Source organism: Halorientalis salina, assembly GCF_005049285.1.
GTDB lineage: Archaea > Halobacteriota > Halobacteria > Halobacteriales > Haloarculaceae > Halorientalis > Halorientalis salina.
Genome location: NZ_SOSC01000005.1, coordinates 1 through 21,225, shown reverse-complemented (window position 1 = coordinate 21,225; position 21,225 = coordinate 1). Strand labels below are relative to the sequence as shown.

Annotated in this window: 17 protein-coding genes; 10 read left to right on the top strand and 7 right to left on the bottom strand. The window is 66.3% G+C overall.

Annotated elements, in window-relative coordinates:
• Positions 1 to 283: 283 nt before the first annotated feature.
• Positions 284 to 682 (bottom strand): universal stress protein, encoded by a 399-nt coding sequence (locus E2481_RS10860; RefSeq protein ID WP_136717176.1) that lies wholly within the window; start codon positions 680 to 682, stop codon positions 284 to 286.
• 330 nt (positions 683 to 1,012) lie between these two features.
• On the opposite strand from E2481_RS10860, the gene E2481_RS10855 reads away from it, so the two are divergent.
• Positions 1,013 to 1,390 carry a winged helix-turn-helix transcriptional regulator gene (locus tag E2481_RS10855; RefSeq protein ID WP_136717175.1) on the top strand — a complete coding sequence of 126 codons (378 nt, stop codon included), beginning with the start codon at positions 1,013 to 1,015 and terminating at the stop codon, positions 1,388 to 1,390.
• A 6-nt stretch (positions 1,391 to 1,396) separates the two neighbouring features.
• On the opposite strand, the gene E2481_RS10850 is transcribed toward E2481_RS10855, so the two are convergent.
• Together E2481_RS10850 and E2481_RS10845 are read right to left on the bottom strand one after the other, a co-directional pair.
• Positions 1,397 to 1,915, bottom strand: a complete 519-nt coding sequence (locus E2481_RS10850; RefSeq protein ID WP_136717174.1) for an HTH domain-containing protein — start codon at positions 1,913 to 1,915, stop codon at positions 1,397 to 1,399.
• A gap of 227 nt (positions 1,916 to 2,142) precedes the next feature.
• Complete coding sequence (locus E2481_RS10845) at positions 2,143 to 3,540, bottom strand: dihydrolipoyl dehydrogenase family protein (RefSeq protein WP_136717173.1); 1,398 nt, start codon at positions 3,538 to 3,540, stop codon at positions 2,143 to 2,145.
• A 110-nt stretch (positions 3,541 to 3,650) separates the two neighbouring features.
• Here E2481_RS10845 and E2481_RS10840 point away from each other — a divergent pair, with 110 nt between their 5' ends.
• The 6 genes from E2481_RS10840 (at position 3,651) to E2481_RS10820 (ending at position 9,904) form a co-directional block, all read left to right on the top strand.
• Complete coding sequence (locus E2481_RS10840) at positions 3,651 to 3,893, top strand: hypothetical protein (protein ID WP_136717172.1); 243 nt, start codon at positions 3,651 to 3,653, stop codon at positions 3,891 to 3,893.
• Positions 3,894 to 3,997: 104 nt separating this feature from the next.
• A complete protein-coding gene (locus E2481_RS18705) occupies positions 3,998 to 4,168 on the top strand; it encodes a DUF7331 family protein (protein WP_169302424.1) in 171 nt (56 codons plus the stop codon).
• A gap of 114 nt (positions 4,169 to 4,282) precedes the next feature.
• Positions 4,283 to 5,236, top strand: coding sequence for a bifunctional 2-dehydro-3-deoxygluconokinase/2-dehydro-3-deoxygalactonokinase (gene kdgK1 / locus E2481_RS10835; protein WP_136717171.1), 954 nt, complete (start codon positions 4,283 to 4,285; stop codon positions 5,234 to 5,236).
• A gap of 247 nt (positions 5,237 to 5,483) precedes the next feature.
• On the top strand, positions 5,484 to 6,911 hold the full coding sequence (locus E2481_RS10830) for an aldehyde dehydrogenase family protein (protein WP_136717170.1): 1,428 nt from the start codon (positions 5,484 to 5,486) through the stop codon (positions 6,909 to 6,911).
• A gap of 112 nt (positions 6,912 to 7,023) precedes the next feature.
• The gene (gene pyk / locus E2481_RS10825; RefSeq protein WP_136717169.1) at positions 7,024 to 8,781 is read left to right on the top strand and encodes a pyruvate kinase; all 1,758 of its coding nucleotides are present in this window, start codon (positions 7,024 to 7,026) and stop codon (positions 8,779 to 8,781) included.
• Between the two features lie 154 nt (positions 8,782 to 8,935).
• On the top strand, positions 8,936 to 9,904 hold the full coding sequence (locus tag E2481_RS10820) for an ROK family protein (RefSeq protein WP_136717168.1): 969 nt from the start codon (positions 8,936 to 8,938) through the stop codon (positions 9,902 to 9,904).
• Positions 9,905 to 9,969: 65 nt separating this feature from the next.
• Here the strand turns inward: E2481_RS10820 and E2481_RS10815 are convergent, their stop codons facing one another.
• The 3 genes from E2481_RS10815 to glpK all read right to left on the bottom strand — a co-directional run bounded on the left by E2481_RS10815 (position 9,970) and on the right by glpK (position 13,869).
• Entirely contained in the window at positions 9,970 to 11,148 is a 1,179-nt protein-coding gene (locus tag E2481_RS10815; RefSeq protein WP_136717167.1) for a Cdc6/Cdc18 family protein, read from the bottom strand.
• A gap of 102 nt (positions 11,149 to 11,250) precedes the next feature.
• Positions 11,251 to 12,327 (bottom strand): hypothetical protein, encoded by a 1,077-nt coding sequence (locus E2481_RS10810; protein WP_136717166.1) that lies wholly within the window; start codon positions 12,325 to 12,327, stop codon positions 11,251 to 11,253.
• A 3-nt stretch (positions 12,328 to 12,330) separates the two neighbouring features.
• The gene (gene glpK / locus E2481_RS10805; protein WP_136717165.1) at positions 12,331 to 13,869 is read right to left on the bottom strand and encodes a glycerol kinase GlpK; all 1,539 of its coding nucleotides are present in this window, start codon (positions 13,867 to 13,869) and stop codon (positions 12,331 to 12,333) included.
• A gap of 361 nt (positions 13,870 to 14,230) precedes the next feature.
• Between glpK and glpA the strand changes: the two genes are divergently transcribed.
• Genes glpA through E2481_RS10790 form a run of 3 tightly spaced genes read left to right on the top strand, consistent with a single transcriptional unit; the run spans position 14,231 to position 18,550 of the window.
• Entirely contained in the window at positions 14,231 to 15,961 is a 1,731-nt protein-coding gene (gene glpA, locus E2481_RS10800; RefSeq protein WP_136717164.1) for an anaerobic glycerol-3-phosphate dehydrogenase subunit GlpA, read from the top strand.
• Positions 15,951 to 17,225, top strand: a complete 1,275-nt coding sequence (gene glpB, locus E2481_RS10795) for a glycerol-3-phosphate dehydrogenase subunit GlpB (RefSeq protein ID WP_136717163.1) — start codon at positions 15,951 to 15,953, stop codon at positions 17,223 to 17,225. The genes glpA and glpB overlap by 11 nt, the downstream gene beginning before the upstream one ends.
• Positions 17,222 to 18,550 carry an anaerobic glycerol-3-phosphate dehydrogenase subunit C gene (locus tag E2481_RS10790; protein ID WP_136717162.1) on the top strand — a complete coding sequence of 443 codons (1,329 nt, stop codon included), beginning with the start codon at positions 17,222 to 17,224 and terminating at the stop codon, positions 18,548 to 18,550. The genes glpB and E2481_RS10790 overlap by 4 nt, the downstream gene beginning before the upstream one ends.
• A 5-nt stretch (positions 18,551 to 18,555) precedes the next feature.
• Here E2481_RS10790 and E2481_RS10785 read toward each other — a convergent pair whose 3' ends face one another.
• Positions 18,556 to 20,931, bottom strand: a complete 2,376-nt coding sequence (locus tag E2481_RS10785) for a methyl-accepting chemotaxis protein (protein WP_136717161.1) — start codon at positions 20,929 to 20,931, stop codon at positions 18,556 to 18,558.
• Between the last annotated feature and the right edge of the window lie 294 nt (positions 20,932 to 21,225).

The window sequence follows — 21,225 nt, the reverse complement described above, 5'->3', positions numbered from 1 at the left end:
ATCGCCCGCAATTGGGCGATCGATGCGAAAATGATCTACAGCAGTCCGTATGAGTTCGGAAACGCACCGCGGGGGCCGCCTGAGGAACGGCACCGCGGTACTGCTGGCACGTGGTGCTTGCGGGACGGCTGGTTTGGGGGACGTGGGCGCGTCCCCCGCCGGTGAGAGACCGGAAGCGATGAACCACCCACCCACCGGCAGTATTTATATCCACGACTTTCGGTGTGAAATTTATCCCGGAAATAGATGGTGTTTTAAGTCTCTGAAGGCTTGAGTCGCCGGTTCAGTCGTCGTCGGCGTGTGCGACCAGGACGGAGCGGTTCGTGTCCAGCAGCACGCTCTGGATGACGCTGCCGAACAGGACCTTCCCGGCCGGTGACCGCTTGCGACCGCCGAGACAGACGAGGTCGGCGTCCATATCTTCGGCGGCTTCGAGGATCGCGCGCGTGGGATCTCCGCTCCCCTCGTCCATCTTGAACTCGATGCCCGCGTCGTCGAGCACGTCCCGTGCACGCCGGGCCGACTGCAGTTGGGTGACCGACGCGCCGCTCGGGTTGTCGGTGAACGAGTGGAAGAGGGTCACGCGAACGTCCGAGCCGTCACCCGGCAGGTCCGTGACCGCCTGTGCCTGTGCGACCGCTCGCTCGCCGTTCTCGTCGACTGGCAGGAGTACCTCGTACATACCCGGGAATAGGACGGCCCGTTCATAAATTCATACGACAGTTACCAGTCAGACTGAACGTGCTTCGTTCCGTAGGCGTCGATCAGTCGACGAGGCCGATGTCGTGGACGTGTCCTTCGAGTTCTGATCGCGTCTCGAACGCCCGCCCACAGGCCTCACAGTGGTATTGGTCGTTCTCTTCCATGTCTTTCTATACTACGACGTTACCCGTGAATCTACCGGCGATATGCACTCCGCGTACACAGGGGGCGAACGTGGGTCTTGTGGGTAACCACTCGTAACTCAGTTCGGGAAGGTAACTATTTACTACTGGCGACCGAACGCCGGGGTATGAGTCGGGAAGACGGCGACGCGGACGGACCCGTGGAGATCTGGTGTGCTGGCGAGGACTGGTGTGCGGTGACGGCGACGGCGTCGCTCATCGGGAAGAAGTGGCATCCGGTCATCGTCGACCGGTTGTTGACCGACGGACCGCTGGGGTTCAACGCGCTGAAGGAGGCCGTCGACGGGATCTCGAGCAAGGTCCTCTCGGACAGCCTCGAAGACTTGGAGGAGCGGGGAATCGTCACGCGGACGGTCATCAGCGAGAAACCGTTTCGGGTCGAGTACGGGTTGACCGAACGGGGACGGGAACTCGCACCCGTGATCGACGCGATGCGAACGTGGGGCCGGGACCACCTCGTTCCTGCCGACGAGAGCGACCGCTAGCGAGCCTTACTCTTCTTCTTCCGCGACCACAGCCGGCTCGGTTTGGTCGTCGGCCCGGACGGTGTCGACCGAACTGCGCGCCGCCAGCGCGTCGACTCGGTCCTCGACCGTACAGACGGCGTCCCCGTCGGAACAGGGGGCCACGAAGGCAAGTTCGTCGTCGTGATACTCGGCCAGCGTGAGCGACGGGAGGACGAGCGCGGCGTACTCCTCGTTTCTGAGCTCCGATTCGACCCGGCGCGTCTCGAAAAACGAATCGATCGAGCGGCCGGTCTCGTCGGCCCACTCGCGGAACCGCTCGACGCGGTCGAGGACGAACTGACCCGCGTCGGTTTGGGCGGCCGCCGTCGAGAGGCTGACCTGATGCCCCCAGACGTGGACGTTGAACGCCCCGAGCAGCCCCGCCGATTCGAGGTCGTCCAGCCGCTCGATGGCGGCGTTCTGTTGTGTGTGTCCCGCACGCGGCACCAGCGAGCGCACGTGGAGATCGACGGTCACCGCTTCCGGTGTGGTGTCTGCGTTCATAGCGACCCCAGGTGTCCCGAACAGACTTGATGATCGCGCATAAAGATTTTGTGCGTTCGTAGGAATCGAAGGACGGCTCTCTACTTTCGGAAACTATTCGAACGTAACAAAATATGGCCGTGAGCACTGTTACCTTTCTACCTGCCTGGGGTTTCAGTCGTAGTAAAAAACGGCAAGCATACTGAACACAGTTCGGGCCGTCTCGGCCGTGTTCGAGCCGACGCTCGTTACGCCAGTTGATCGCTGGCTTGCCGGAAGAGGCTGTCCAGTATCTCGGGGGTCGTCGGATGGTACGCCCGATCGGGGACTGCTCGAACGTCCATCCCCGTTTCGACGACGACCTGCATCGTCTTGGCCATCACGTCGGCGTGGTAGTGCAGGCCCTGGTAGCCCAGTACCGTCCCGTCGGTGGCGTCGACGACGAGCGACGCTCGTCCCTCGGCGGCGTCTTTGGTCTTGAACACCCCGTCGTTGCTGGCATCCCGCGAGACGGCGACGTAGTCCACCCCGGCGGCCTCGGCCGTCGCCTCGGTGTGCCCCACGCGGGCGTAGGGGTACACCCCCAGTGCCGAAAAGACGACGTGGTGGGGAACGTTCTCGTACGGGACCAGCGGCTCGCTCCCCGCGTGTCGGCGGATGTTCGCTGCCGCGGTGAACCCCTGCTCTTTGGCGACGTGGAGGATCGGTTCCTTGCCGTTGACGTCGCCCACGACGAAGACCCACTCGTCGTCGCGGGCCTGCATCGTGTCCGTGACCCACCCCGGTCCGGGGTCGAGTGCGGTTTCGTCGAGGCCCAACCCGTCGAGGTTCGGGCGACGGCCGGTGAAGGAAAACAGCTGGTCGGCCTCGACGGTTGCCCGGTCGTCGTCCCGGTCGGTGTAGAGCCGGAGACCGCCGTCGTCGGTCCGCTCGACGCGTTCCTCGTCGGTCTCCGTGAGGATCTCGATGTCGAACTCCTCGCGATAGATGTCGAGCAGTTCGTCGCCGAAGGCCGGGTCGGCCTCGTCCAGCGGGCGGGCGTCGTGTTCGACGACGGTGACGTCCATCTCGCCGGCCTCGGCGAGGTAGGGGACGAGTTCCAGCCCGACGTAACCGAATCCCATGACGATCCCCGAGTCCGGGAAGTCGGTCGCGTCCAGCACGTCCGCGCTGGTCATCACGTCGACCTCGTCGATCCCGAGGAGGTTCGGGGCGTTGACCACCGACCCGGTCGCGACGACCACGTAGTCGGGTTCGTACTCGCGGTCCCCGACGGCGACGGTGCGGTCGTCGACGAAGCGGGCGGTGTCGTGGACGAACTCGACGTGATCGCGCTCGGCGAGCATCTCGACCGCGCTCCGGCGGTGTTCGGCGAAGTTGTGGATGTGTTCGTCCTTGGTCGCCACGACCTCGTCTATGTCCACCTCGGGCGTGCCGGTTAGCCGATGGTCCGCGCGGGCCTGGAACCGATGGGCCCCGGCCGAGAGCACCTCTTTCGACGGCATACACCCGTCGAGGATGCAGAGTCCCCCGCCCGGGTCCCCGTCGTCGACGAGCGTGAGTCGGTCGAGTTCGGGGACGTCGACCAGGTCGTTGGCTGCGGCGACGCCGGCGCTGCCGTAGGCACCGATGACGAGAACGTGCATATCGTTCACACCATGAGTGGCCCAATCAGTGTTGTCCCGGTCTGGAGCGACGAGTACACAGGCGTCCCGGGAACCAACACTGATTGGGGGCCTCGACGTAGCTAGGGCTGATGCCCGAACCACTACACGTCGCCGCGGGAGAACTACACGCCGACGAGTTCCTGGCGGCGCTCAAGGACGGTCGCCGCATTGTGGTCCGGACGGAAACGCTCGGAACGGAGACGGAGGTCACGCTGCGCTGGGACGGGGAGACGTTCTACTGTGATACGCCCACGCGCCTCCACAAACACTACGACGAGGCCGAAATGCGACAGTGTATCGAAAACCAGGGATACGGCCGGTCCGACGACTGACCGCGACCCGGAGTCACGTCCCAGTAACGGCGTTACTGTGGAGTTTGGTAACGTTTATCATGGCACGGCGAGTAGGTGTTCCTGTCGCAGGACAACTGCCCCCAATGTCAGTAGAACCAACGGACGATACGACCGAGCAACCCGCCGGAGGCCCAAGGCAGGACGACCGATTCGTGGAACTGGAAGCCGGTGACGGCGTCATCATCTACGACCGGCAGAACCACCGGGCGTGGCTCCAGTCCAACGAGGCCGTCGTCGTCACGGAGCGGCGGTAGCCCCTCCAGACGGCCGAGCGGCCGCGACCGGTCCCCGTTTTCCCGCTCGCCCGTCGGCGCGTTTCGCCCGCGGCTGCCTCGTCATTTAACTACGTCCACGACCAGCGTCATCGTATGCCCGACCTCGTGACCTTCGGGGAGACGATGCTCCGACTCTCCCCGCCCGGAGACACGCCCATCGAGACCGCCGACCGGTTCCGGGTCCACGCCGCCGGGGCCGAGAGCAACGTCGCCGCCGCCGCGGCGCGCCTCGGCCTGGACGCCACCTGGCTGTCGAAACTCCCGGACTCGCCGCCCGGCCGACGGGTGACGGGGTCGCTCCGACGCCACGGCGTCGACGCCGCGGTCGTCTGGGCCGACGAGGGCCGACAGGGAACGTACTACCTCGAAACCGGGGACCAGCCGCGCGGTTCGACCGTCGTCTACGACCGGGACCACGCCGCCGTCCGGACGGCTACGGCCGCGGAACTCCCGACCGACCGCATCGAGCGCGCCACTGCGTTCCACACGACTGGTATCACGCCGGCGCTCTCAGAGACGCTGGCGACGACGACGAAGGACCTGCTTTCGCTCGCCCGCGAGGCGGGGACGACGACGGCGTTCGACCTGAACTACCGGTCGAAGCTCTGGTCGCCGGCCGATGCCCGTGAGACGCTGACCGACCTCCTCCCGCTCGTCGACGTGCTCGTCGTCGCCGAGCGCGACGCCGAGACGGTCCTGGACCGATCCGGATCGGCCGAGTCGGTGGCTCGCGGTCTGGCCGGGGAGTACGGCTTCGAGACGACGATCGTCACTCGCGGCAGCGAGGGGGTACTCGCCGTCTTCGACGGTGCGGTCGTCGAGCAGCCGGCGTTCGCGGCCGGCGACGCGCACCCGGTCGGGACCGGTGATGCCTTCGTGGGCGGATTCCTTGCCGAGCGATTACGGGACGGTACCGTCCCCGACGCGCTGGAGTACGGGACCGCGACGGCGGCCCTGAAACGCACCGTCCCGGGCGACATCGCCGTGGTCACGCCGACCGCCGTCGACCGGGTCATCGACGGCGAGGAAACCGAACTTTCCCGCTAGGACACCAGTTTTACTGACGGTACCGTCGAACTGCTGTCCTCTCGCCAGAGCGTACATTCGTAATGACCGACTGTTCTCGGTAATCCTCTGATTGTGCTACCGAATCTCTGCGGGTAAACGACTCCTTCAGCCGATATAACGCCTATTTGCCCACGAGTGAATTATGGTCTGGGTTGTCACACATGGCTGATAGATATTAATTCGATTTTGAGTAAACTCTTTACGGGAGGAGGGCGTACGTGGTAGTATGGCCACGTCACGACAGTATCCGGACGACATCTTCGTAGAGGGGAAATTCGAGACCGACGACGAGGTGCTCGAAGTCACGGACCTCGCGGACGGCGGGACGTTCGCGACGGTCGGTGCGGCCGGGCCCGACGAGGCACGCGAGGCGATCGACGCCGCCTATCGGGCACAGCGGGCGATGCGCGAGACGACGCTCGTCCAGCGCGCCGAGTGGCTGGAGACCATCGCCGACGAGATCGAATCCCGCAAGGAGGAACTCGCGGACATCATCGTCCGCGAGGCCGGCAAGCCGATTTCGTCCGCACGCGGTGAGGTCGACTCGGCCGTCGAGCGCTTCCGCCGCGCCGTCGAGGAGGTTCACGACCTCCAGGGCGAGTTCCTCGAAGGCACGACCGCGGGCCACGAGGGCTGGAAAGCCATCGTCAAGCCCCAGCCGGTGGGAACGGTTCTGTGTCTCACACCGTACAACTACCCCCTCGCGACGACCGCACTCCAGGTCGCGCCCGCCATCGCCGGCGGCAACAGCGTGGTCCTCAAGCCCGCGACGAAGACGCCCGTCAGCGCGGCCGTCCTCGCCGACTGCATCGAGGAGGCGGACCTGCCCGACGGCGGCTTCAATTACGTCGCGGGTCGCGCCAGCGCCATCGGTGACGTGCTCTCCGGCGACGACCGCATCGACGCCATCGCGATGACCGGCTCCTCGGCGGCGGGCAAACACGTCGCCCGCGAGAGCGGCATGGTCAACCTCCACATGGAACTGGGCGGCAACGCGCCGGCCATCGTCTTCGAGGACGCCGACCTCACCGACGCGGTCGGTCAGTGTGCCAAGGGGTCGTTCAAGTACGCCGGGCAGCGCTGTTCGGCGGTTTCCCGCGTCCTCGCTCACGAGGGGGTCCACGACGAGATGGTCGACATGCTCGACACGGAGATGGACAACTGGGAGGCCGGCGACCTCTTCGACGAGAAGACCACGCTCGGCCCGCTCATCAGCGAGGACCAGGCCGACTACGTCGAGGAACTCGTCGAGGACGCCGTCGACAAAGGGGCCGATCTGGTTCGAGGTGGCGACCGAGACGGGCAGTTCTTCGAGCCGACGCTGCTCGCGAACGTCCCCCACGACGCCCGCCTCATCCACGAGGAGCAGTTCGGTCCCGTCGCCGTCGTGACGAAATTCGAGGACGAAGCCGAGGCCCTGGACATCGCCAACGCCGGCGACATGGGGCTGGACGCGTCGGTGTTCACCAAGGACTACGACCGCGCGATGGACCTGGCCGAGCGCATCGAGGCCGGCGCGGTCCGCATCAACGGCGCGCCGTCCCACGGTCTGGGCGACATCCCCTTCGGCGGCGTCAAGGACTCCGGCATCGGGCGCGAGGGCCTGGGGTACAGCATCGAGGAGTTCGTCACCACGAAGAGCATCGTCCTGTAGGACGAAAGACAATTTTTCGAGACGACGCGGACAACACTATCTCCCTTCAGCGACAAGGGCTATCGAACGCGACTGGTCCTGAAACAGCCGGACCAGCACCGGAGGAACATCAATGCGAAACGCGAAAATCGTCTGTACTATCGGTCCGGCATCGGACTCACGTGAACAGTTGCGGGGACTGATCGAGGCGGGCATGGACGTCGTCCGGATGAACGCCAGCCACGGCACCCCGGAGGAACGCGCAGCCCTCATCGACCGCGTCCGCGAGGTCAGCGGCGAACTCTCGGCCCCCGTCCCGGTCGTCCACGACATCGCCGGGCCGGAGGTCCGTACCGCACCGATCGACGACCCCATCTACGTCGAGGCGGGGTCGACCGTCAGGTTCGTCTCCGGCGAGGAGGCCACGCCCGAGGAGATCGGGCTCTCGATGTCCATCACGGCCGTCGAGTCGGGCGACCGCGTCCTGCTGGACGACGGGCGCATCGAGACGACGGTCCAGGCGGTCGAGGGCGACGCCGTGATCGCCCGCGTCGAGGACGGCGGCGAACTCGGCGGGCGAAAGGGGGTCAACGTCCCCGGCGTCGACCTGGACCTGCCGACCATCACCGAACAGGACCGCGAGGAACTGGCGGTCGCCGTCGAGAAGGAGGCCGACTTCGTCGCGGCGAGTTTCGTCCGCGACGGACAGGACGTCTACGAGATCGGCAAACACATCGACGACCTCGGCGGGGACATCCCGATCATCGCCAAGATCGAGCGTGCGGGGGCCGTCGAGAACCTGGATTCCATCGTCGACGAGGCCTACGGGGTCATGGTCGCCCGCGGCGACCTCGGCGTGGAGTGTCCCATGGAGGAGGTGCCGCTCATCCAGAAACGCATCATCCGGAAGTGCCACGCGGCGGGCGTGCCGGTCATCACCGCCACCGAGATGCTCGACTCGATGGTCCACGCGCGCCGGCCCACTCGCGCCGAGGCCTCGGACGTGGCCAACGCCGTCCTCGACGGGACGGACGCGGTCATGCTCTCGGGTGAGACGGCCATCGGCGACCACCCGATCAGGGTCGTCGAGACGATGGACCGCATCGTCCGCGACGTGGAGGGAAGCGAGGAGTACGCCGAGTCCCGCGAACAGCGCGTGCCGGCCGCCGGGACGACCCGAACCGACGCGCTGGCGCGGTCGGCGCGCTACCTCGCACGCGACGTGGACGCCAGCGCCATCGTCGCCGCCTCCGAATCGGGCTACACCGCGCTCAAAGCCGCGAAGTACCGGCCGGACATGCCGGTCGTCGCCGCGACGCCCAGCGAGCGCGTCCGCCGTCAGCTCGCGCTCTCGTGGGGCATCCAGCCCAAGTACACCCCCTACACGGAGGGCGGTGCCGACGCCGTCATTCAGACGGCAGTCCAGTCGGCGATCGACGCGGGCGCGGCCGAGGCCGGCGAAACCGTCGTCGTTCTCTCCGGGATGATGACCGAACTCGAAGGCCTGGACACGGCGAACATGCTCAAGGTCCACGTCGCCGCCGAAACGGTCGCCTCCGGCCGGTCGGTCGTGGACGGCCTCGTCTCCGGACCGCTCGCCCACGTCGGCGACGGCGATCTCTCGTCGGTGCCCGACGGCGCGATTCTCGCCGTGCCCGATGGGTTCGACGGGGAGTTCGACGGCGACCTCTCGAAACTCGGGGGTATCATCGACGGCCACGGGGGCGTTACCGGCTACGCCGCGATCGTCGCCCGCGAGATCGACGTGCCGGCGATCGCCGACGCCGACCTGCCCGAGGGCGTCGCCGACGGGACCGTCGTCACGCTCGACGCGGAACGTGGCGTCGTCTACGAGGATACCGTCGGTCACCGCGAGGAAGACACGGTCTAGAGCCAGGCGGGCGGCTGGTAGTCGCTCGTCGCGAGCGCGTGTTCTTCGACAGTTCCCGAGACTCCCTCAGTTACGTCTCGACTGCCTAGCCGTTACTCACACCGTCTCGGTCATCGAACGCGCTTAAGTACGACAGGGCCATTTGCCCCCGCACATGTACGCGGGAGTCGACCTCGGGGCGACGAACCTCCGCGCCGTGGTCGCCGACGAGGACGGGACGGTCCTCGGGCAGGACCGACGCGACACGCCACAGGGTCCCAGCGGCATCACGGTGACCGAAGCGGTCCTCGATTCGCTCCGGACGGCCTGCGCGACCGCGGGAGCGGACCCGACGGCGATCCGCGCGGTCGGTATCGGCGCTATCGGCCCGCTCGACCTGGCTGCCGGCGAGGTGCAACAGCCCGCGAACCTCCCCGAGACCATCGACCGCATCCCGCTGACGGGGCCGATCGAGAACTTGATCGACAGCGATCGGGTCTACCTCCACAACGACACGGTCGCTGCGGTCATCGGCGAGCGGTTCCACAGCGACCGCAACCCGGACGACATGGTGTACCTGACCATCTCCACGGGCATCGGGGCCGGCGTCTGCGTCGACGGCCACGTCCTCACGGGGTGGGACGGCAACGCCGGCGAGGTCGGCCACCTGACGGTCGATCCCGAGGGGCGACTCACCTGTGGCTGTGGCAAGGACGGCCACTGGGAGGCGTACTGCTCGGGGAGCAACATCCCCTACTACGCCGAGTACCTCCACGAGACCACGGACATCGAGACGGACCTGTCCGTCGCCGACCCGAAGTTCGCTGCGTCGGATCTCTTCGCCGCTGCGGGCGACGACCCGCTGGCCGATCACGTGCTCGAACGGATCACCGAGTGGAACACGATCGGGATCGCGAACGTCGTCCACGCGTACGCGCCACTGGCCGTCTACGTCGGCGGGGCTGTCGCGTTGCACAACTCCGAGCAGGTGATCGACCCGGTTCGGGACCGGTTGGACGACGTGGTCATGTCGAACGTGCCGGACCTGCAACTGACGAATCTGGGGGACGACGTGGGCGTGATGGGGGCATTGGCGAGTGCGAGGACCGCCGGCACTGGTGATCGGTCCCGAATCCGCAGGTGAGGGACCGCGACAGTGGCGGCGCAGGTGGTACCGGGGACCGGACGCGAATCAAGCGGTGAGACCGCTCACTCAGTCCGGATGTCGTAGAGGCGTCGGAACACGGTGATCGGGAACCGCGGTTCGACGCGGCTCGGGGGACGGCCGTGGGAGTCGTCGCCGGTTTCCCGCTGGACGCGTTCGATGATGCCGGTCTCAGCGAGTTCGTAGAGGAATCGCTTGACGGTGCCGGGGGTGAGATCGACCGAAGCGGCGTCGGCGATGGCCTCGGTCGTCCGCTCGACGGACTCGCGGGCGTGTTCGTCGAGGTCGACGAACGTTCGCAACACCAGCTGTCGATTCTGCGGCAGTGCCATGACGCGACCGAGCGAACTGCAGGGTCGCGGCACGTCCATCATGCCCGCGGTGATGTCCTCGCTGTGGATGCGCGAGCGGCCCTTCCGCGCGGCGCGGTCGGCAGCCCCGAACAGCGCCGCGAAGGCGTCGTGGGCGTTGCCCTCGGCCCAGTCGGCGATATCGCGGGTCTGTTCGTGCTGGAGGGCGCGTTCGGCCAGCCCCTCCGAGGCCCGACTCGTGAGGATGTCGACCAGATCGTGGCGTCGATACGCGGGCAGTTCGATGCGTTCCGGCGGCAGATCGACAGCGAGGGTCTCGGGATTCGTCCGTCCGACCGCGACCCACGTGAGCGACGCGCCGAGGGAATCGAGCCGGTCGGCGACGGTCGCGAGGTCGGGGGTTTCGGGCTCGCCGACGTGGTCGACGGCGACGAGGACGCTGGCGCCGCCGGCCCGGAGCGAGTTTGTCAGTCGGGTCTCCAGCGTGTCCGTCCCGATGCCCTTCTCCGGGACGGACTCGTCGGAGATGGCGTCCAGAATCGCGCGGTACTGTGCGAAGGTGCTGCTCGCTTCGCGGCTGTCGACGTAGACGAACTGTGGCGCGTTGGTCGTCTGCGACCGCGTCGTCGTGTGGATCACCGACTGTGACTCCGAGAGCTGCCCCGCGAGGTTGGCCCACAGCGCCGTGACGACTGCCGATTTGCCGGCACCGATGGGTCCCCAGACGTAGGCGTTCGGCGGCAAATCGCCGTCGAACACCGGATCGAGGTAATCGAGGAGCCGTTCGAGCACGGGACCACGGCCGGTCGGTTCGGACACGTGGGCGATGGGACTGATCGCCTCGTAATCGAGGACGAGCGTGGCAGTCGTGCCTGTTCGCCGGCGTCGACGGATTCGGGATTTCAGGTCCATCTGTGTGGCGTGACGTAGTCCTCTACCAGTCTGACGTGTGGTTAGAAATAGAGGACAGTGAGTGTTTTGAACCGGTTACTGTGAGATGTGGGTCGTTGCCGGTTAGAGTCCGAGATACCCCGCGTTCGGGATGGCACCGGCCAGATAGAGGACGCCGAGGATCAGCATGAACAGCGCGATCGCCATCGCCGGCGGATCGACGTGCGTCCCGGAATGTGAGTAGAAGAGCCGCTGAGTCAATTCGCCGAAGAGGCCGCTGACGGCACCGAAGACGCCGGCGACCAGCAGCGCGACTACTTCGCTCCCGATCATCGGCATCGCGATGACGGCACCGACCGCACCCAGCAGCGTGATGTGGTGGGTGACCGGGATCTTCTCGACCCCGAGGTTGAGAAAGAGGAGGCTCATCGCCGAAATCGCGTAGCCCAGGAAGATGCTCCCGGTTTCGATCCAGATGAAGCCGCCGAGGATCCCGCCGACGAGACCGATCGCCGTGACGCCGGCCCACTTGTACTGGTGGGGGAGCCACGGCTCGGTCGCCAGGCGGTCGGTCTCCGTGCCGCCGTCGGCTGCCGTGCGCTTCTCCTCGCGCTCGAACGGGGACATGTCGAGGATGTTCGACCCGCCGACCTTGCCGACGAGCGGGTAGCCGAAAGCCAGCCGGGCGAGGAAGGCCGTCGCCACGACCGACAGCGCGATGTTGTCCGTCGGGAACCCGATGCCGCCCATGATCCGGGTGAAGAGCATCCCGACCGCGCCGAAGATCGCACCCACCGCCAGGATGTCGGGTTTGGTCCCGAACGCGTAGAGAATGTTCTTCCCGAAGTGGTAGTCCCAGTCGTCGGGTTCCATCTCGGGGTACTTCCGCCCCGCGTAGGCGGTCGCGGCGACACCGCCGGCGAAGGCGATGTGGGGGCCGGTGACTGCACCGAACCCGATCGTCCCGGTCACGCCGGTTGCGATGTTCCCAGCGCCGGGGACGTCGAGACTGCTGCCGATCTCCCGCTGGAGGATGGCGATCCCCTCACCGAGGAAGACGACGAAGCCCGTGAAGACGAACGCCGGCAGTGCGCCGAGCGCTGCACCGAACGCCCCGCCGGCGAGGGCGGTGATGAGCAAAAGGAGGAACGGCTCGACTTCCATTCCGATGACGGGTAGCTGGAGCACCGCCTGGAACATCGGCTAGCTCCCTCCGTCCTGGGCCCAGTCCTTGGAGCGTTCGACCGCGTCCTCCCAGCGCTCGTAGTTGTCGTCGTACTCGCCGCCGTTTTTCACGTCGAACTCGCGGTCGACCTGCCAGTTTTTCCGGAGTTCGTCCAGCGTGTCCCAGTAGCCGACGGCGAGGCCGGCCGCGTATGCTGACCCCAGAGCGGTCGTCTCGTCGACCTCGGGCCGGACGATCTCCGTTCCGATGATGTCGGCCTGTAGCTGACAGAGGAAGTTGTTCTTGACTGCCCCGCCGTCGACGCGGAGGCTCGTCGTCTCGACGCCGGAGTCTGCCTCCATGGCCTCGGCCACGTCGCGGGTCTGGTAGGCGATGGATTCGAGCGTCGCCCGGACGATGTGCTCGCGCTCGGTCCCGCGGGTCATCCCGACGATGGTCCCGCGAGCGCGTCCGTCCCAGTGGGGCGCACCCAGGCCGGTGAAGGCCGGTACCAGGTAGACGCCGTCGGTCGAGTCGACCGACCGCGCCAGTTCGGCCGTCTCGGCGGGGTCGTCGATGAGGTCGACGTCTTCGAGCCACTCGATGGCCGCGCCGGTGATGAAGATCGCCCCCTCAAGGGCGTACTGGACGGGTTCGCCCGACCGCTGGAAGCCGATCGTCGTCAGCAGGCCGTGGTCGGACTCGACGGCCTCGTTCCCGGTGTTCATCAGGTAGAACGACCCCGTCCCGTAGGTGTTCTTCGCGTCGCCCTCGTCGAAACAGGTCTGGCCGAACAACGCTGCCTGCTGGTCGCCGAGTGCGCCCGCGACGGGAATCGACTCCTCCAGGAAGCCGTCGGCGTCGGTGTGTCCGTAGTAGTCCTCGTCCGAGGACGGGCGTACCTCCGGAACCATTGGTTCGGGGACGTTGAACTCGTCTAAGAGCTCCTCGTCCCACTCCATGTCGTGGATGTTGTACAGCATCGTCCGCGACGCGTTCGAGACGTCCGTGATGTGGTTACCGGTGAGGTTGTAGATGAGCCACGCGTCGATGGTGCCCATCATGAGTTCGCCGTTCTCGGCGCGGTCGCGGACGTCTTCCGAGCGCGACCGGTCCATCTTCACCGGGTCGGCGTTGTCGAGAATCCACTCGGTCTTGGTCGCCGAGAAGTACGCGTCACACTCGAGGCCGGTCTTCTCCCGGATCCACTCGACTTTCCCCGCCTCCTGAACCTCCTCGACGCGGTCGGTCGTTCGGCGGTCCTGCCAGACCAGGGCGTTGTGGACCGGTTTCCCGGTCTCGGCGTCCCAGACGAGCGTCGTCTCGCGCTGGTTGGTGATGCCCAGCGCCTCCAGCTGACTCGCGTCGAGTCCCGCCTCCTCCAGGCCGGTCGTCACGACCGTCTTGGTGTTTTCCCAGATCTCCATCGGGTCGTGCTCGACCCAGCCGGGTTCCGGATAGATCTGTTCGTGCTTCTCGTAGGCGTTGGCGACGACCTGACCGCTGTGGTCGAAGACCATGAACCGGGTTCCCGTCGTCCCCTGGTCGATCGCGCCGACGTACGTATTTGATGACATTTTGGGTTCTCCACTCTGGTGTCTCGACAGCTTTCTTTACTGCCAAAGCCGTCTTAGCGATAAATCTCTAGCCCAATCATGATAAGTGTTATGCCGTAACGAACTCTGGCGGCTCCACGTCCGCCGATCGCTCCCGGAAGCTGGCGGGTATCGCCGCTTTTCGCGTGCCAAAAGGGTATTTTTGTCGCACTGCTTCGGTCGGTCCTGCCTCGTCGATGATCTCCTGAGTGGCGTCGGTCCCAACTCGACGACAGCCCTGTCGAGTACGTATTCTTATATGATACTGTGTGCATCTAATTTACTGGAGGTTTCATTCCTGCGGTAAAAATATGTACGAGCAGTCCAATGTGGGGACAGTGCGATGGCTGACACACCGAGCGTTCTCGTCATCGGCGGTGGCTCGACGGGCTGTGGGATCGCCAGGGACCTGGCGATGCGCGGTCTGGACGTGACCCTCGTCGAGAAAGGGAACCTGACACACGGCACGACCGGGCGGATGCACGGCCTGCTCCACAGCGGCGGCCGCTACGCCGTCTCCGATCAGGCCAGTGCCAGAGAGTGCATACAGGAGACGCGCGTGCTCGAAGAGATCGCGAGCCACTGCGTCGAGGAGACCGGCGGCCTGTTCGTCAAGCGGCCGGAGGACACCGAGGAGTACTTCGAGCGGAAGCTCCGGGGCTGTGACGAGTGTGACATTCCGACGGAGGTCCTCTCCGGGCGGGAGGCCCGCCAGCGCGAACCGTACCTCGCCAAGGACATCGACAAGGCCATCACGGTCCCCGACGGGGCAATCGACCCCTTCCGGCTCTGTGTGGCCAACGCGGTCAGCGCGGAGAACCACGGCGCGCGCATCGAGACCCACGCCGAGGTGACGGACCTGCTCGTCGAGGCCGGCGAGGTCGTCGGCGTCGAGGTTCGCCATCAGAGCGGGAAAGGAACCCGTAGTCACGGCGCGGCCGGGACGATCGAGGAGATCGAAGCCGACTACGTCGTCAACGCCACGGGCGCGTGGGCGGGGCAGATCGGCGAGATGGCGGGCGTCGACATCGAGGTCCGCCCCTCGAAGGGCGTGATGACCGTCATGAACGTCCGGCAGGTCGACACCGTCATCAACCGCTGTAAACCCAAGGGCAACGCCGACATCATCGTCCCCCACGAGACGACCGCGATTCTGGGAACGACCGACGCGGAGGTCGACGACCCCGAGGACTACCCCGAGGAGCAGTGGGAGGTCGACCTGATGATCGACGAACTGTCGAAACTCGTCCCGAAACTCCAGTCCGCTCGAACGATTCGCTCGTACTGGGGCGTGCGCCCGCTGTACGAACCGCCGGGCTCGGGGACGACCGACTCGGAGGACATCACGCGGGATTTCTTCCTGCTCGACCACGCCGAACGGGACGGCCTGCCGGGAATGACCTCCATCGTCGGCGGGAAGTTCACGACCTACCGGATGATGGCCGAGGACATCAGCGACCACGTCTGTGCCAAACTCGGCGTCTCGGCCACCTGCCGGACCGCGGACGTGGCCCTGCCCGGCAGTAAGAACTACCGGGTGCTGGAGGACGCGATGGACGACTACGGCCTGACCTCGCCCATCGCCAAGCGCAGCACGCAACGGCTGGGAAGCCGCGCGGAGGAGGTCCTCTCGATTACCGACCCCAATCCCGTCGTCTGTGGCTGTGAGGGTGTCACCCGTGCGGAACTGCAGGACGCCATCGGCCAGGCTGGCACGGACCTGAACGCCGTCCGCATCCGGACCCGCGCCTCGATGGGCAACTGTCAGGGCGGGTTCTGTACCCACGCGATGGCCCAGGAACTCCATCCCGAGTACGACGCGGCACAGTCGTACGCGGCACTGGACGAACTCTACCAGGAGCGCTGGAAGGGCCAGCGCCACGCGCTGTGGGGCGAACAGCTCTCCCAGGCGATGCTCACGTACGCGCTCCACGCGACGACGATGAACCGAGATTCAGACCCCGTCGACCGCGAGGAGGCCATCGACTTCTCGGCGTTCGACGACGGCGGCGACGCCGCGACCGGCACGGACACGCGAACGACGGCCGCCGACGGAGGGGCCCATGGCGATTGAACAGGACGTGCTCGTGGTCGGCGGCGGTCTCGCCGGCATCACGGCGGCCATCTCGGCCGCGGAGTCTGGCGCACACGTGCGACTGGTTTCCTACAAACAGCCGACACTGCGCCACGCCAGTGGCCTGATCGACGTACTGGGGTACACGCCCGACGGTGAGGGCCCCATCGTCGACCCGTTCGACGCCGTCGAGGACCTGCCCGAGGGCCATCCTTACGAGCGCGTCGGACCCGCGGCCATCGAGGCAGGACTCGACCTGTTCGACGACATCGCGGGAGATACCTACGAGGGCAACCACACCGACCGGAACGCGCTGGTCCCGACCCACGGCGGGGCGGTCAAGCCGACGGCGCGATATCCGGACAGCACCGCGGCGGGCCTGGCCAGCGACGGCCGCGACGCCTTGCTCGTGGGTTTCGAGCGCCTGGTCGGGTTCGACGCGCCGCTGGCCGCGAAACACCTCGCTGCGGCCGGTGCCCCCTTCGACGCGCGCGGCGTGACCGTCGAGTTCCCGGTCGAACTCAGCGCGGACCCGAAGGTGACCCGCTTCGCCCACCTGCTGGATCAGGACAAACCGATCGGGGGCGGGACCCGTGGCGTCCGCCGCGCGCTGGCGGAACTCGTGAACGGACGCCTCGACGGCGAAGCACGGGTCGGGTTCCCGGCGGTGCTGGGCGACGACCATCCCCGCGAGGTACGGACTGACCTGGCCGAGCACATCGGCGCGGACGTGTTCGAGGTCCCGATGGGACCCCCGAGCCTTCCGGGGATTCGCCTGGAAGACCGGCTCTACGAGGCCCTCGACGAAGCCGGCGTCAGCATCGAGACGGGCAACCCCGTCGTCGGCTTCGAGGCCGACGGCGACCGCGTCGAGTCGGTCGTCGTCGACCGCACGGGTAACGACGTGCCCTACGCGGCCGAGGAGTACGTCCTCGCGACCGGCGGGCTGGTCGGGAAGGGGATCGACTCCGACCGCGAGGGCGTCGAAGAACCGGTGTTCGACTGCCACGTCGCACAGCCGTCGGATCGATACGACTGGTTCGAGGACGAGGCCTTCGGCGACCACCGGTTCGCCCGCTTCGGCGTCGATCCGGACCGCGAGTTGCGACCGATGGACGCCGGCGGGACCCCGGAGTTCTCGAACCTCCGGGCCGCCGGTTCGGTGCTGGGTAACTACGACTTCGCAGCGGAGAAATCAGGCAGCGGCGTCTCGCTGGCGACGGGATTCCACGCCGGTAGACTCGCAGGAGAAGGTGCAACATGAGCGACGCTGAATCTCCCCCCGACGACGACGTACCGTCCGTCCCCGACGACGAGATACCCGACGGCGACGAGTTCGAACCGGTCCAGGTGTTCCCGGACAACGAGCTGGACCTCCGGGAGGGCGCAGACGACTGTTACAAGTGCTCGACCTGTGACACGAACTGCCCGGTCGCGGAGGTCGACGACGACTTCCCCGGGCCGAAGTTCCAGGGCCCAGAGCAGTGGCGGCTCAAACAGAAAGACGACCACGACGTCGACGACTCGATCATGGACTGCTCGAACTGCATGCGCTGTGACAACGCCTGCCCCTCGGACGTGCCCCTGAGCCAGATGCACAACGAGGCCCGCGGGGAGTACGTCGACCAGCAGATGGACAAGCTGTCGGTCGAGTACTGGCGCAATCGCGTCCTCGCCAACTACCGCATCAGCGCCTGGTTCGCGAGCAAGGTCCCGCGCCTGGCGAACGCGGTGATGGGTAACTCGCTGGTCCGGCAGGTCGGCGAGAAGGTGTTCGGCGTCACCGCCGAGCGGGAGTTCCCCGAGTTCGCCCAGCAGACCTTCCGGCAGTGGTGGGCCGAACGCGGCGGCCCGCAGGTACGGAGCGAGGACAAGCGGGTCGCGTACTTCCACGGCTGTTACGCGAACTACAACACGCCCGAGGTCGCCAAGGCGATGGTGCGGGTCTTCGAGCACTTCGGCTACCAGATCGCCGTCCCGGACCAGGGCTGTTCGGGCACGCCGATGTACGCTAACGGGATGCTCGACGACGCTCGGCGCGATGCGAAGCTGAACATCAAGGAGTTCTCCGAGCTCGTCGAGGAGGGGTACGACGTGGTCTGTTCCTGTACCTCCTGCTCGATGTCGCTCCGCCAGGAGTATCCCGAACTGTTTTCCTTCGAAGGCACTGCGGAGGTCTCGGCCAGCACCTACGAGGCCGTCGAGTACCTCCGGATTCACGAGGACCTGAACGACGCGATCTCGGCGGCCAGCGTGGACGGCCCGGACCTGGCCTACCACGCGCCCTGTCACGCCCGCAACCAGGGCCTCGACCGCCAGGCCGTCGAACTGTTCCGGGACCTGGACGGTGTCGGGATCGAGGACGTGGGCGAGTCCTGTTCGGGCATCTCGGGGACCTACGGCTGGAAGGCCGAGAAGTACGACAAATCCATGGCGATCGGCGAGGAGATGTTCGAACACATGGACGAGGCCGAGGGCGAGACTGGGATGACCGAGTGTCCGACCTGCGCGATGCAGATGGAACACGGGTCAGGCTATGAGATTCGTCACCCGCTAGAACTGCTGGAAGACGCGCTCGTCGCGGCGTGAATCCGTTAGTCGTCGTCTGCCGCGAGCTGTTTTTCGGAGTGGGCCTCGACTTCGAAGTCGGTCAGCCGCGCTTCGAGCTCCTGTGAACGTGCCGAGAGCCGTTCGATGGCCTCGGTCACCTCCGAGATGGAGTTCGTCTGCTCCTCGGCGGAGGCGGCCACCGACTCGACGCGGGTCGAGGTCCGTTCGCTGATCGTGCCGACTTCTTCGACCTGTGCGACCACTTCCTCGGTGGTGGCGGCCTGTTCGTCGGTCGCCTCGCTGATGGACTGGACGCCGGCGTTGGCGTCGGCGACGGTGTCGGCGATGCGTTCGAGCGTCTCGACGGTCCGGTCGACCGCGTCGATCCCGTCGGCCACGCGGTCGCCCATGGCGCGGACGTCTTCGACCGCTTCGGTCGTGGTCGCCTGGGTCTCGCTGATCCGTTCGTCGATCTCCCGGGTCGCCTCACCGGTCTCCTCGGCCAACTGCTTGACCTCGCCGGCGACGACGGCGAACCCTTCGCCGGCCTCGCCGGCCCGCGCCGCCTCGATGGAGGCGTTGAGCGCCAGGATGTTCGTCTGCTCGGCGATGTCGTCGATCAGGTCGACGATGTCGCCGATCGCCGCCATCTGCTCGTCGAGGTTTTCGACGGCGGCGATCACGTCGTCGACCGTGCCTTCGATGGCGTCCATCTCCTCGACTGCTCCCTCGGCCTGCTGACGCCCGGTCTGGCCGAGTGACGCGGCCTCGTCTGCGACCGTGGCGACCTCGTCGGCCGAGGAGGCGACCTCCTCGATGGTCGCGGACATGTCGGTGAGTTCCTCGATGGCCTGCTGGATCGTCTCGTTCTGTTCGGACGCGTCCGCGGCGATGTCCTGGACGGCGTCGCTGACGTCGACGCTCGCGGTCTCGATCTGGTCGGCGCTGCTGGCGACCTGCTCGCTCGAGGTCGCGACCGTCTCGGCGAAGCCCTGGATCTCGACCATCGTCGTCTCCAGTTCCCCGAGCATCTCGTTGAACGCCGTCGCGATGTCGGCCATCGCCTCGCTGTCGGTGTCGGCGTCGAGGCGGCTGGTGAGGTCGCCGTCCGCCGCCTCGGCCATGAGCTCGCTGAAGCGTGCCGCCCGCTGTTCGAGCGAGTCCGCCAGCTCCTCGGCGCGTTCCCGTGACTCGGCGGCCTCGGCCTGTGCGGCCTCCAGTTCGCTGACGAACGTCTGGAGGTCGTCCCGCATCGTCCGGAGCGACCGACCGAGATCACCGGGAACGTCCTCTGACAGCACATCGGCCTCGAAATCGCGATTCGCGAGGGCGTCCGCCTGTCCCGCGACGGTCCCGAGGTAGGTCACCGTCTCGTCGAAGGCGGTCAGCGCCTGCCCGACCTCGTCGATCCGGTCGGTTTCGGGAACCTCGACGTCGAGGTCACCGTCGGCGATGGACTCGGCGTTGCTCCGCAACACGTTCAGGCTCCGGACGGTGTTGCGGCCGATGGTCGCCCCGATGAGGACGAAGCCCAGTATCGCGACGCCGAACAGGAGCATGAAGTCGTTGCTGATCGCCGACCGGAGCGCATACGCATTGGATGTGGGTGTCTGCTTGATGACGACCCAGTCGGTGCCCGTGACCGGCGCGTAGGCGACGAGTTCGTCGCTCTCGTTCGACTCGGCGACCCCGATCTCGCCGCGCAGACCGGCCTGGACGGCCGCCGAATCAGCGCCGTGTTCGTACTCGGTCAGCAGCGACGACTGGTCGGCGGCGAAGGAGATCTGCCCCTCCTCGTTGACGACCTGGGTAGTGCTGTTGTTGATACTGTTGCGGAACTGGGTAGCGCGCACGCTCGGGTCGACGACGATCATCACCCCGCGCGAGGTGCCCTGAATACGGCTCACGAACGCGAGTTGCTCCCCCTCGCCGTTGCGGAACACGTCCGAGACGGCGACCGTCGAGTACGCGGACATGTCGAGCGAACTCACCATCCACTCGATGTCCCACTCCGTGAGGTTCTCCCCCTCCGCGTCGTCGGTCGTGCTCTCGACGATGCGCCGCGAGTCGAGATCCACGTAGTGGATGGCCTGGGTCTCCTCGGGCAACTGACTCAGTTCGGTTTCCATCCTGCTGTCTATCTCCTCGCGGTCGCCCTGTCGGAACACGGCGTGGGCGGAGAGCATCCGCGTCGAGCGCTGGTTGCTCTCCAGCCAGGTCGCCAGCCCGTTGGCTTCCAGCTCGGTCGTCGTCTCCATCTCCGAGTGGACGTTCTCGGTCAGTTGTCCCGCGATCCCCTGCTGGGAGTAGAGCCCGACAGCGACGGTTATCGCCGCGATTACGACCACGACGGCGGCGAACTTCGCGAGGTAACTCCCCCGGATCGCGTCCGGGACCAGCCGCCGCACCCGCTCACGCATCTGTCCAGCCCTCCATGTCGTCGCCGGTTTGTCTGGTAATAGGGAACACCTCTGGTTGTCCAGTGTAAGTACCTCTTAGGTCCCTGATTTACAATATAAAACACGGGGCCGAATACTCACGAATGATAATGATGGGGCTGGCGACCGGACCCGCGGTCCGTCGTGACTATAGTAACCGTTAGAACTTTCTGCCCGGAAAATGTTGTAAGAGATAGTGAATCATCTCGACGAGATCTCCGTCGAGGAATTGCAAGACGCTCTCGACAGCGTAGACAGAAAGAAGCCGACACAACG

What these genes read in the sequence shown, in the direction of transcription:
- E2481_RS10860 (WP_136717176.1), bottom strand. Translation starts at nt 682, where the DNA reads ATGTACGAGGTACTCCTGCCAGTCGACGAGAACGGCGAGCGAGCGGTC.
- E2481_RS10855 (WP_136717175.1), top strand. Translation starts at nt 1,013, where the DNA reads ATGAGTCGGGAAGACGGCGACGCGGACGGACCCGTGGAGATCTGGTGT.
- E2481_RS10850 (WP_136717174.1), bottom strand. Translation starts at nt 1,915, where the DNA reads ATGAACGCAGACACCACACCGGAAGCGGTGACCGTCGATCTCCACGTG.
- E2481_RS10845 (WP_136717173.1), bottom strand. Translation starts at nt 3,540, where the DNA reads ATGCACGTTCTCGTCATCGGTGCCTACGGCAGCGCCGGCGTCGCCGCA.
- E2481_RS10840 (WP_136717172.1), top strand. Translation starts at nt 3,651, where the DNA reads ATGCCCGAACCACTACACGTCGCCGCGGGAGAACTACACGCCGACGAG.
- E2481_RS18705 (WP_169302424.1), top strand. Translation starts at nt 3,998, where the DNA reads ATGTCAGTAGAACCAACGGACGATACGACCGAGCAACCCGCCGGAGGC.
- kdgK1 (WP_136717171.1), top strand. Translation starts at nt 4,283, where the DNA reads ATGCCCGACCTCGTGACCTTCGGGGAGACGATGCTCCGACTCTCCCCG.
- E2481_RS10830 (WP_136717170.1), top strand. Translation starts at nt 5,484, where the DNA reads ATGGCCACGTCACGACAGTATCCGGACGACATCTTCGTAGAGGGGAAA.
- pyk (WP_136717169.1), top strand. Translation starts at nt 7,024, where the DNA reads ATGCGAAACGCGAAAATCGTCTGTACTATCGGTCCGGCATCGGACTCA.
- E2481_RS10820 (WP_136717168.1), top strand. Translation starts at nt 8,936, where the DNA reads ATGTACGCGGGAGTCGACCTCGGGGCGACGAACCTCCGCGCCGTGGTC.
- E2481_RS10815 (WP_136717167.1), bottom strand. Translation starts at nt 11,148, where the DNA reads ATGGACCTGAAATCCCGAATCCGTCGACGCCGGCGAACAGGCACGACT.
- E2481_RS10810 (WP_136717166.1), bottom strand. Translation starts at nt 12,327, where the DNA reads ATGTTCCAGGCGGTGCTCCAGCTACCCGTCATCGGAATGGAAGTCGAG.
- glpK (WP_136717165.1), bottom strand. Translation starts at nt 13,869, where the DNA reads ATGTCATCAAATACGTACGTCGGCGCGATCGACCAGGGGACGACGGGA.
- glpA (WP_136717164.1), top strand. Translation starts at nt 14,231, where the DNA reads ATGGCTGACACACCGAGCGTTCTCGTCATCGGCGGTGGCTCGACGGGC.
- glpB (WP_136717163.1), top strand. Translation starts at nt 15,951, where the DNA reads ATGGCGATTGAACAGGACGTGCTCGTGGTCGGCGGCGGTCTCGCCGGC.
- E2481_RS10790 (WP_136717162.1), top strand. Translation starts at nt 17,222, where the DNA reads ATGAGCGACGCTGAATCTCCCCCCGACGACGACGTACCGTCCGTCCCC.
- E2481_RS10785 (WP_136717161.1), bottom strand. Translation starts at nt 20,931, where the DNA reads ATGCGTGAGCGGGTGCGGCGGCTGGTCCCGGACGCGATCCGGGGGAGT.